The following is an 11328-nucleotide window of genomic DNA, read 5'->3' on the forward strand; positions in this document are numbered from 1 at the left end:
ACTAGGGGATATTTGTTCTATCTATTTTTGCACTCATTTTATTTACCAACAACTATCCTTACTATGTTGAAAATGGAGGAGCTTAGGAACATGAAATTTACCAAAAAACAACTGCAGGATACGCTGTATGTAACAGTAGGTTCTTTTGTTTTAGCAGTATCAATTAACTCAATTCTGCTGCCAAATAAAATTGTGGCCGGCGGTGCCAATGGGATCAGTGTAGTCATTAATTATCTGTTTGGCTGGAATCCGGCCTTAATTTTGTATGCTATTAATCTGCCTTTATTGCTCTTATGCTTTGCTTTACTCGGCAAAGAGGTCGGCATTAAAACGATTTACGGCAGCTTGGTCTATCCTTTTTTTGTGGGGATTACCACGAATTTCCCGGTTTTGACGCACAATATTTTTCTGGCCACCTTATTTGGCGGTATTTTAACCGGTCTTGGATTGGGTTTGGAATTTAGAGGAAATGCGTCAACTGGCGGCACAGCTATTATTTCACAAATCGTGAATAAATATTTCAAAATTTCTTTGGGTATTTCAATTTTATTTGTTGACGGATTAGTTATTTTATCAGCCTTATATGTGTTTAATACAGATACCGTATTATTTTCATTAATTTGTTTGTATATTATCGGTCGTGTCGTGGATCTTGTTCAAGTTGGCTTTGTCCGCTCTAAAAACGTACTAATTATTTCACCAAAATATGAGCAAATCAGAGAAAAAATTCTTATCGATTTTGATAAAGGCTTAACCTTGATTCCTATTGAAGGAGCCTATCGCAAAAATCAAAGCATGCTGATGATGACGGTCATCAGTGAAAAGGATTTTGGACGTATTAAGGAAAGCATCTTAGCGATTGACGAAGAAGCCTTTATTGTATCCATGAACGCCAGTGAAGTTTTCGGACGCGGCTTTAGTTTAAAGAAAATTGCGGAAGACTACGGAATTGAAGCAAATAATTTATAATAGTAAAAAGCGCGAGATTGACGATGATCTCGCGCTTTTTTTATCAAAACAACAGCTAGTCTTCACAGTTTAATTTTACAAAAACACCTTCTTTTTCTAAATGATCTGCGTGCGTTTCGCCCCATGTGCAGAGCAAATCTAAAATCGTTCCCAGCGATTCGCCATATTCACTTAAGCTGTATTCTACTTTTGGCGGCACTTGATTATACACCTTACGAACAATAATCTGATCCTCTTCCAGTTCGCGTAATTGCTGAGTCAGCATTTTCTGTGAAATTTTGGGAATCGCCCGCAGCAGCTCGCTCGTGCGCATTACCTGATGTCGTAGATTGCATAGAATAATCGGTTTCCATTTACCGCCGATTACGTCCATCGTTACTTCCACACCAATATTGTATTCTTTATTCATCATTTTCTGCATTAGGTCTTCATCCTCTCCGCTTTTATTTAACCAAAAAAACGTGAGTAAATCAAATAATTACTTTTTAGTATGTATAGAACTTTAAAGAGGGTACTTCTCATTATGAATGTCTGATGCTAAGATGGTATCATTCACAAAACGAAGGGAAGAGATGAAATGATTCATTCATTAACAGACACTGTAACTTTAAATAATGGCGTTAACATGCCGGGCTTCGGTCTTGGTGTATTTCAAGTAAGTAATGAGGATACGATCCTATCCGTCCAAAACGCTATTGAAGCTGGCTACATAAGCATTGATACCGCGCAAATATACGGCAATGAAGCCGGAGTTGGCGAAGGACTGCGTCGCGGGCTGGCAGCAACAGGTAAAAAACGCGAGGAAATTTTTATCACGTCAAAGGTTTGGAACCATCAATTAGACTACGATCAAACCATTTCTGCATTCAATGAAAGTTTGTTAAAATTAGGACTAGATTATTTAGATTTGTACTTAATTCACTGGCCTGGAAATAATGAATATTTAGAAGCTTGGCGAGCAATGGAAGCTCTTTATGCAGAAGGAAAAATCAAAGCAATCGGTGTCAGCAACTTTGCTGTTCATCATTTGGAAAGCCTACTTGCAGTAGCCAAAGTTACACCCGTCTTAAATCAGGTAGAGCTACATCCAAGACTGGCGCAAAAAGAGGTGCGTGCTTTTGGTAAGACACATGGAATTGCAACCGAAGCTTGGTCACCTTTAATGCAGGGACAGCTCTTACAGGACGAAACGATTTTAGCTCTTGCAGAAAAATATCAAAAGTCAGCGGCACAAATTATTTTAAGATGGCACATTCAAAATGACATCATCGTTATTCCAAAATCAGTAAAAAAAGAACGTATTATTAGCAATGCAGCGGTTTTTGACTTTAGCTTATCTTCAGAGGATTTAGCACAAATCGATCAATTAGATAACGGCACTCGCGTTGGCCCGCATCCTGATACATTCTTTTTTGAATAATCAGTAAGGAGGAAGCACTATGGATATGGGTATTAAAGGAAAAGCAGCATTAGTAACAGGTTCTACTAAAGCCATCGCTATCGAGTTGGCAAAAGAAGGAGCAGATGTGCTGGTCAACGGTCGGAATGAACAAGAGGTGCAGCAATTAGTGACCGAGCTGAAGGCCGCCTATCCTGCTACTTCACCGCAGGCAGCTACAGGTGATATTGTTGATCCTAAGCAACGGGAAGCTCTCTTTTCACAATTTCCTGCTGTTGATATTTTGATTAACAATATGGGCATTTTTCAACCAATGGCTTATGAAACCATTGATGACGAAACGTGGGAAAGGTTTTTCAAAACGAATGTCCTTGCTGCAAATGCATTGGTCAAATTCTATTTACCGAAAATGCTGGCAGCTGATTTTGGCCGTGTGATTTTCATCGCCAGTGAAGAAGCGATTATGCCTTCAGGCGAAATGCCGCAATACAGCATGACGAAGACGATGCAGCTTTCTTTAGCCAAAAGTTTGTCCAAGCTTACTAAAGGAACTCATGTCACAGTCAACACCATCATGCCTGGCTCGACAATGACCGAAGGCGTACGTGCTATGCTGGAAGAGATGTATCCCGACCCAAGCTTAACTTTAGCAGACAAAGAGAAGCTATTTATGGCAAATAATCGCCCGCTTTCTCAAATCCAACGTTTAATTGATCCGGTTGAAATTGGACGTTTAGCAGCATTTGTCAGCAGTCCTTATGCTTCTGCCTTTAGCGGTGCTGCTATTCGGATGGATGGTGGAATGGTTCCAACGATTTATTAACAAAAAAAGCCTTTGGAGAAACTGTAGAATGCAGTTCTTCCAAAGGTTTTTATTATTTATTCTTCTTTTAACAAGCCTTTAAACAAGCCCAGTGCAAAATCATTGGCATCAAACGGTTCTAAATCATCAATTCCTTCACCCAGACCTACCAGCTTCACAGGTAAATGCAATTCATTTCGAATGGCTAAGACAATTCCGCCTTTCGCCGTTCCATCTAATTTAGATAAAATCAAGCCGGTCACATCGGTTGTTTCTTTAAATTGCTTCGCTTGCGACATCGCATTTTGACCGGTCGTAGCATCGACCACTAATAAAACCTCATGGGGCGCCTCAGGTATTTCTCGTTGAATGACTCGTTTGATTTTTTCAAGCTCATTCATTAAGTTTACTTTATTTTGCAGACGTCCTGCGGTATCAACCAGTAACACATCCGCATTTTCTGTTTTAGCACGTTCCACGGCATCAAAAACGACTGCTGCCGGATCACCACCAGCATTACCTCTAACGACTTCGACTCCGGCACGTTCTCCCCAGACAACTAGTTGATCGATAGCTCCGGCTCTAAAAGTATCTGCTGCAGCCAACAGAACCTTCTTGCCCTCTTGCTTAAATTGATGCGCCAATTTCCCAATGCTGGTTGTTTTTCCAACACCATTCACCCCAACAAAAAGCATGACTGTCAATCCGTCCTTTTGTATATTCAAGGCATTGTTTTCACCAATTCCCTCTGCCTCATACAGATCAACCATTTTTTCAATGATCGTATTTTGTACAGCCGCCGGTTTTTTCACATTCCGCAGCTTTACTTCCTGACGTAAAGATTCTGTGATTTTAATCGCCGTATCAAAGCCAACGTCTGCACCAATTAAGGTTTCTTCCAACTCCTCGAAGAAATCTTCATCAACAGAACGGAAATTCGCAAACAGTTCATTTAGCCGCTCACCAAATGTTTTACGTGTTTTTTCCAGCCCTTTTTCATATTTTTCCTGAACAACGATCTCTTCAGCCGCTTCTTCTTTTTCAACCGACGTTGTACTTGGTATTTCCTTTTCTACCTCTATATTTGCTTCCGGTTCTGCTTGCGGTTCCGGCTCTTGAGAATTTTCAGCAGATAGTTGCTCTTGTTCAGATTCAAGGGTTTTTGGCTCTTCCTGATTCGTTTCAGCAGCAGGTTCTTCACTGGCGTCATTTGCTTCTTCTGTTGCATCCAGTTCTGCCGGCTTTACTTCTTTTTCGTTCATAAACGCTTTTTTTATCTTATCGAAAAATCCCATCTAATTTCCTCCTTCCAAAGGTGCCAAAACTAGCTTTTCAATAATCTTAGCTACGCCGTCCTCATCGTTGGAATCCGTGATAATATCCGCACAATCCTTAACTTTCGGTATAGCATTTGCCATAGCAACCCCGATGCCAGCATATTCAATCATCGGTACATCATTTTCTTCATCACCAATGGTCATAATTTCGGTAACATCAATGTTTAAATCCTTAGCTAATAACGAAATCCCGTAGGCTTTAGTAATTCCTTTAGGCATAAATTCCAGCAAATTGCTTCTGGTCTTAATTACTTCATAGTTGTCAAAAAAACGTTGCGGTATTTTGGTAATTTGGCCATCTAAATAATCTTCATTGACTGCAACTACGGCCTTATTATAAATTCTTGCTTCTGTTAATTGAGACAACTCAGCAGGTTCAAATGTCAGTAAATTATTGAGCTGCGGATAAAGCGACGTATAGTCTGCGGTTGTCGGCAGCTGTAAAACAAGCCCGTCAGATAAAATATCCAGCGGCACATTCAGCGTAACAGCCAATTCATGCAGCTCCTGAACACTTTCCAACGGCATTAACGCCTTCTCTATAATTTCACCTGTATCATTTTTTTGAACCAGTCCGCCATTAAACGTAATACTATAATCACCATTATCCCGCAAATTCAACGTTTCCAAATACCCTTCAATCGCTGTCAATGGTCGCCCCGTACAAAGAACCACCTTAACTCCGGCAGCCTTAGCCCGAGCCAATGCCTCACGATTCCGAATAGAAATCTCCTTGTTGCTATCTAGTAACGTACCATCTAAATCAATAGCTATTAATCGAATCAAAAAAAAACCTCCTTGTCTTAAAAGCGGAACAGGCTCGTTCAGTCTCGACTGAAAAATAGGAAAAATTGATTGAGACGCTTTTTGTCTCACTCCATTTTTATCTTTTTTCCGAGAGACTAGCCTGTGCAGCTAGATAACTTAAAAGCGGAACAGGCTTGCCCAGCTCTGACAGAAAAATAGGAAATTGAGGATGAGGCGCTCTTCGCCTCGTTCACAATTTATCTTTTTTCCGAAGAGCTAGCCTGTGCAGCTGGATAACTTAAATGCGGAACAGGCTTGCCCAGCACTTAGGAAATGTTCAACACTTTCTGCGAAAGTCTTGTACTGTTCTTCATCAACTCAATTTCTTTCGTTGTGATTCTCAGCAAGTCTTGTACTGTTCTTCATCAACTCATTTCTTTCGTTGTGATTCTCAGCAAATAGGAAAAATCGATTGTGACGCTTTCTGCCACAAACTATTTTTATCTTTTTCCCGAAAGGCTGGCTCATGCAGCTGGATAATAATAATGTTCAACACTTTCTTGCGAAAGTCTTGTACTGTTCTTCATCAGCTCATTTTCATTTCACAATGATTCTCAGCAAGTCTTGTACCGTTCTTCATCAGCTCATTTTCATTTCACTGTGATTCTCAGCAAGCCCTACACCGCCCATCATCCGCTCATATCATTCATCAAGTTTTTAGCTTCCCGCCGTAATTGCTCCGCCTTCTTTTACGTCTTCCAAACGGACAGAAACAATTTTCGATACGCCGGATTCCTGCATGGTTACGCCATACAGAACATCTGCTGCTTCCATAGTTCCTTTACGGTGTGTGACAACGATAAATTGCGTATCATCTTCGAACTCACTTAAATAATGTCCAAAACGGGAAACATTCGCATCGTCCAGCGCCGCTTCTACCTCATCCAGTACACAAAACGGTACAGGGCGAACACGAATAATTGAAAACAATAAAGCAATGGCGGTTAAGGCACGTTCTCCACCAGAAAGTAAACTCAAATTTTGTAGTTTCTTTCCTGGCGGCTGTGCTTCAATTTCAACCCCGGTATTTAGTAAATCTTCAGGATTTGTAAGAATCAGCTCTGCCCGGCCACCGCCGAACATATTCGGAAAGACCACTTTAAACTGAGCCCGAATAGCTTCAAACACTTCACTGAAACGTGTTTTTACTTCTTCGTCCATTTCGCCCATCGTTTCAAACAATTGTTCCTTGGCATCCAGCAAATCATCCCGCTGAGAGACTAAAAATTCATGACGTTCATTCACCTGCTCATACTGCTCAATGGCATTCAAATTCACTGGTCCTAAACGTTCAATCTCCCGCTTCAAACGCTTCACTTCAATTTTAGCTTGAGCTTGCTCCATGGTTAAATGATAATCCGCGCTCGCACGCTCAAATGTTAAACTATATTCTTCCTGCAAATACTGCAGCGAGTTGTCCAGCTTGATTTCAGAGCGGTTTTTCTCCACTTCAATTTGCGTTTGTTCTGATAATAAATGCTGCTGCTGTTTATTGTCTTCGGCCAGATTAGCATCAATCTGATCCACCTGCTCCTGTAGCTGCTGGCGTGTTTGTTTTGCTTCTTGAACGCTAGTTTGCAGCTGCTCTTTCTTTTCCGCCAATTGTTCAAGCTTGATTGCCAAGCTTTCTTCTGTTACTTGGTGATCACTGCTATTATCATTTAATTGCTGCAGCTGTTGTTTTAACGCCGTTTCGCGTGCCAATAATTCATCCAGCTGTGCTTGTTTTTCCGCTGTTTGTTCTGTTAAATGAGCTAGTTGCTCCGTTACAACAGCCTTATCTGCCTGAACCTGATTAAAACGCTCAAACGCTTCTGCACGTAAAGTTTCCATTTGACTCGCTTCTTGATCGACCTGCTTCATTTCCTGATCCAAGCGTGCCTTGGTTGCTTCAAGCTCCTGCTGCTGTTCGGTTAAAGCTTCTTTTCTCACTTGATATTCTGTTAAAAACTGGTGCAGCTCCCGCGCTTCAAATTCAAAGATCCGCTGCTCCTTCGTTAAGCGTGTGATTGTTTCCTCTTGATTGGCTAATTTATTTTCCAGCTCCTGCTGCTTCAAGCGACTACTTTCGCCAGCTGAACGCAACTGTTCAAGCTCTTCATTAAGCTGCTGTACTTCTGTAGTCAGCTGTTGTACTTCTTTTTCATTAGCAGTCAGCTGTTTTTCAACACGGGCTAATTGCTCCGTCAAGCTTTGTAACTCTTGAGTTTGCGAAAAAAGGCTGCCTTGGTTGCCGCGCTTATTTGCCCCACCGGTCATTGAGCCACCGGCGTTCATTACATCGCCTTCTAAAGAAACGACCCGATACTGATAATTAACGGCTTTAGCCAGCTGATTGGCGCTTTCCAGATTTTCTGCCAGTATGGTTACACCCAACAGATTTTGAACCACATTACTTACTTGTTCCGAAAACTGTACACGTTCACTGGCAATCCCCATAAAGCCCGGAATAGCAGCGACCCGATCATATACTGCCCGGGAAACACTTCGCGGCTTAATGGTCGTTAGCGGTAAAAAGGTCGCCCGACCACTATGCTGTTGCTTTAAAAAGGTAATCGCAGCGCGCCCGTCTTTTTCGGTTTCCACGACGACATGCTGCGCTGCTCCGCCTAAAGCTGTTTCAATAGCGACTGTATATTCTTTGGGAACCTCGATCAATTCTGCAACGGCACCGACAATCCCGGTTAGTTGTTCCTTGTGCTTCAGCACGGACCGTACGCCTTGGTAAAAGCCGGAATAATTTTCTTGAATTTCCTGCAGACTCTTTTGTCGTGCTTTCACTTGCTGCACGTGGTTCATCGCTTGATACATTTCTTTTTGCTTAGCCGCAAGCTGTCCTTGCTTTTGATCCAGCTGTTGCTTTGCCTTTGCATAGCGCTCCCGCTGCTGCGCTAAGCTTTGCTCCGATACAGATAAATCCGCAACAATTTGCTCTTTATCTGCTAAAGCAGTAGCCATTTGTGCTTTAAGGTCTTCATGCTTTTCAATGGATTGTTGATTTTTAGCAGTTTCTTGTTGGTATTGTCGCTCTAAATATTTTAATTCATTCGTGGTACCAGCTTGCTCCTGCATCACTTCAACATACTCGCTGCGCAGCTCTTCCAGCAGCTCTTTAGAGGATTTGCTGTATTTTTCAACTTCCTCCTCCGATGTTTCAATAGCCGTCAACAGGTCTGACCGCTCGGCCTGCTTCTCAGCCGTTTTTTCACGCAGCTCTTGCAGCTCTTCACGATAACGAGTGATTTTTTCAGCATTTTCGGCTAAAGATTGCTGGTATTCACTGGCCGTTTGCAATGTGTGCTTTGACCGTTCCAGCAGTACATCTTTTTGTCCTTCTGTTTGTTTTAAAGCCTCTGTAATTTGCAGCAGCTGCTGTTGCTGGGTTTCGATTTGTTCATCCAGCTTATTACGTTTTCCGCGCAGCTGGAATAATTCATCTTCTGCATCCCGAATTTTTTTGCTTGCTGTTTGCAGCTGGGCTTCGATTTCCGTCAGCTCAGCCGCTTTAACTTCCCAAATCGCTTTGGCTTCTTCAATCTCTGTAACGGTTAGACTCACGTCAATGTCAGTTAGTGTTTCTTTTAGCTTTAAAAACTCCTTGGCTGCTTCACTTTGGGCAGCTAAAGGAGTCAGCTGATCTTCTAATTCGTAGATAATATCTTGCACACGGCTTAAATTATCCTCTGTTTCAAACAGCTTTTGCTCTGCTTTTTTCTTACGCTGCTTGTATTTCAAGACACCTGCCGCTTCTTCAAAAATGCCGCGACGATCCTCCGGTTTACTGTTGAAAATAGCTTCAACTTTCCCTTGCGAAATAATGGAAAAAGATTCCTTACCGAGTCCTGAATCCATAAACAGATCATGAATGTCTTTCAAACGGCAGGCTTGCTTGTTGATAAAAAAATCACTTTCGCCGGTTCTGCGATAACGACGTGTGACACTGATTTCACTGAAATCCAGCGGTAAAAAATGATCGCTGTTTTCTAAAACAACCGTTACTTCCGCAATGTTTAAGGCTTTTCGACCTTCTGATCCTGCAAAAATAATATCGGGCATCTTGCCTCCGCGCAGACTTTTCGCAGACTGCTCGCCTAAAACCCAGCGAATCGCTTCAGTGATGTTGCTTTTCCCGCTGCCGTTGGGACCGACAACTGCAGTCACACCATTTTCAAACTCAATAACAGTTCGATCTGCAAAGGATTTAAACCCTGCGATCTCAATTCGTTTTAAATACACGAATAAAACGGCTCCTTCCAAGCTTACTCAGGATTTTCCAGCGCCTTTTGTGCAGCATCCTGTTCAGCTAACTTCTTCGATTTACCTTGACCCGTACCGATCATTTTGCCGTCAACATATACTTCGACAGAAAAAATTCGATCATGGGCAGGTCCTTCTTCATTTACCAGGCGATACTCAATATTGACATCCCCTTGTCGCTGTAAGACTTCTTGTAAATGTGTTTTATGATCCATCTCATGTGAAAAAGCACCGGCATCGATCTTAGGAAAAATGACATCTGCGATAAATTGCTTCACTGCATCTACTTTTTGATCTAAATACAATGCGCCTAAAAAGGCTTCAAATAAGTCGCACAGCAATGCAGGGCGTTTACGTCCGCCAGAATTTTCTTCCCCTTTTCCTAAAAGGATATACTTGTCAAAATGACATTCCTTCGCAAATTTCGATAAGCTATCCTCACGTACAATTGCTGCACGCATCTTGGTCAGCTTTCCTTCCGGCATCTCAGGAAACTTTTGATATAAGTGCTGTGAAACCAAAAGCTCCAAAACCGCATCGCCTAAAAACTCTAAACGTTCATTGTCAGATAATTTTAAATATCGATGCTCATTCACATAGGATGAATGAGTAAAAGCCTGTTCTAATAGGTTGACATCATGGAAAACAATGCCGTAACGTTCTTTTAGTTCGGTAGTTAACTGATTGTCCATTCTCCACATTCCTTTAAATTTATTTACAGCCTTCTCTATTATACTTTTTTTTAGTGAATTTTGAAATGGTTAGGGAAAAATTACCCGAAATCCCAATAGAATTCTACTATCTTTACATTTTCCAGCAGTTCCATTCTTTAAAGGAAAATAAATACATGCGGCACAGCAACCGTCAGATCTCCATCTGATGGCGCAGCACCGCACGCTAAGCATTGTATTCTTAATTAAAAAAACGATCGATCTCTATCGCTGCTGATTCCGGTGAATCAGACGCGTGAATAATATTTTGAAAGCTGTTTGAGCCATAATCGCCTCGAATAGTACCGGGAACTGCTTCTAAACTATTTGTAGCACCAATCATTTTGCGTACCGTTTTGATCACTTCAGTGCCTTCTAGCACTAAATAAACTACGTCAGAAGAAGTCATATACGCTATCATATCTTCAAAAAATGGTCGATCCTTTACATGTGCATAATGTTCTTCTGCAAGAGCTCTTGTCATTTTACCTACTTTTAATTTGCTTAATGTAAGCTGCTTTCTTTCGAAGCGTTGAATGATCTCACCGACTAATTTACGTGAAACGCCATCCGGCTTGATAATGACTAAGGTTTGTTCCATACATCGATACCCCTCTCTTTTGAAAACGCTTAACAAGAAGATTAGCATGCTTTTAAACGAGTGTCTAGTATCTATACTAACTAAAAAAAGCGTTTTCTTTGTTTGCATTGACTAACATTCCACAAAGAAAACTATTTACCTATTTTTCCATTAAAAAAAAAGGCTGGGACAGAAGCGTTTAACTCCGAGAAATAAGAAGGAATTCACGAAAATTGTTTTTCAAATTTTTGTGAATTTCGGCTTATTTCCGAAGGAGTTGCTTCTGCTTCCGCCGTTTATTCGTAAAAAGAGAGCGAAACAAAACTGTTTTTTAGTTTTGTCTCGCGCTCTTTCCTACGATTAGTCAAGAGGAAAAGAATAAAAATTAATTATTGAATGCCAGATCAAATACCCCTGATACTTGTTTCATTTTTTTTATCAGGGTGGTATACTTTATTTATAAGGCA

Annotated in this window: 9 protein-coding genes; 3 read left to right on the plus strand and 6 right to left on the minus strand. The window is 41.2% G+C overall.

The annotated features are described in order from the left end of the window. Positions 1-90 precede the first annotated feature (90 nt). Positions 91-969, plus strand: a complete 879-nt coding sequence (locus ABH902_RS04815; RefSeq protein WP_404589417.1) for a YitT family protein — start codon at positions 91-93, stop codon at positions 967-969. 55 nt (positions 970-1024) lie between these two features. Here ABH902_RS04815 and ABH902_RS04820 read toward each other — a convergent pair whose 3' ends face one another. Continuing rightward, positions 1025-1381 (minus strand): winged helix-turn-helix transcriptional regulator, encoded by a 357-nt coding sequence (locus ABH902_RS04820; RefSeq protein WP_404589431.1) that lies wholly within the window; start codon positions 1379-1381, stop codon positions 1025-1027. 165 nt (positions 1382-1546) lie between these two features. Between ABH902_RS04820 and ABH902_RS04825 the strand changes: the two genes are divergently transcribed. Together ABH902_RS04825 and ABH902_RS04830 are read left to right on the plus strand one after the other, a co-directional pair. Further along, positions 1547-2389 carry an aldo/keto reductase gene (locus ABH902_RS04825; protein WP_404589418.1) on the plus strand — a complete coding sequence of 281 codons (843 nt, stop codon included), beginning with the start codon at positions 1547-1549 and terminating at the stop codon, positions 2387-2389. Between the two features lie 19 nt (positions 2390-2408). Continuing rightward, positions 2409-3191 (plus strand): SDR family NAD(P)-dependent oxidoreductase, encoded by a 783-nt coding sequence (locus tag ABH902_RS04830; protein ID WP_404589419.1) that lies wholly within the window; start codon positions 2409-2411, stop codon positions 3189-3191. A 56-nt stretch (positions 3192-3247) separates the two neighbouring features. On the opposite strand, the gene ftsY is transcribed toward ABH902_RS04830, so the two are convergent. From ftsY to ndk, 5 genes are all read right to left on the minus strand, one after another. Further along, positions 3248-4465: a signal recognition particle-docking protein FtsY gene (ftsY, locus tag ABH902_RS04835; RefSeq protein WP_404589420.1), complete on the minus strand. Its 1218-nt coding sequence runs from the start codon at positions 4463-4465 to the stop codon at positions 3248-3250. Continuing rightward, positions 4466-5293 carry a Cof-type HAD-IIB family hydrolase gene (locus tag ABH902_RS04840; protein ID WP_404589421.1) on the minus strand — a complete coding sequence of 276 codons (828 nt, stop codon included), beginning with the start codon at positions 5291-5293 and terminating at the stop codon, positions 4466-4468. A gap of 678 nt (positions 5294-5971) precedes the next feature. Continuing rightward, on the minus strand, positions 5972-9550 hold the full coding sequence (smc, locus tag ABH902_RS04845) for a chromosome segregation protein SMC (RefSeq protein ID WP_404589422.1): 3579 nt from the start codon (positions 9548-9550) through the stop codon (positions 5972-5974). A gap of 23 nt (positions 9551-9573) precedes the next feature. Further along, positions 9574-10263 carry a ribonuclease III gene (rnc, locus tag ABH902_RS04850; RefSeq protein ID WP_404589423.1) on the minus strand — a complete coding sequence of 230 codons (690 nt, stop codon included), beginning with the start codon at positions 10261-10263 and terminating at the stop codon, positions 9574-9576. 220 nt (positions 10264-10483) lie between these two features. After that, on the minus strand, positions 10484-10882 hold the full coding sequence (ndk, locus tag ABH902_RS04855; RefSeq protein WP_404589424.1) for a nucleoside-diphosphate kinase: 399 nt from the start codon (positions 10880-10882) through the stop codon (positions 10484-10486). Positions 10883-11328: the final 446 nt, after the last annotated feature.

Source organism: Enterococcus sp. UD-01, from assembly GCF_044909655.1.
Taxonomy (GTDB): Bacteria; Bacillota; Bacilli; order Lactobacillales; family Enterococcaceae; genus Enterococcus_L.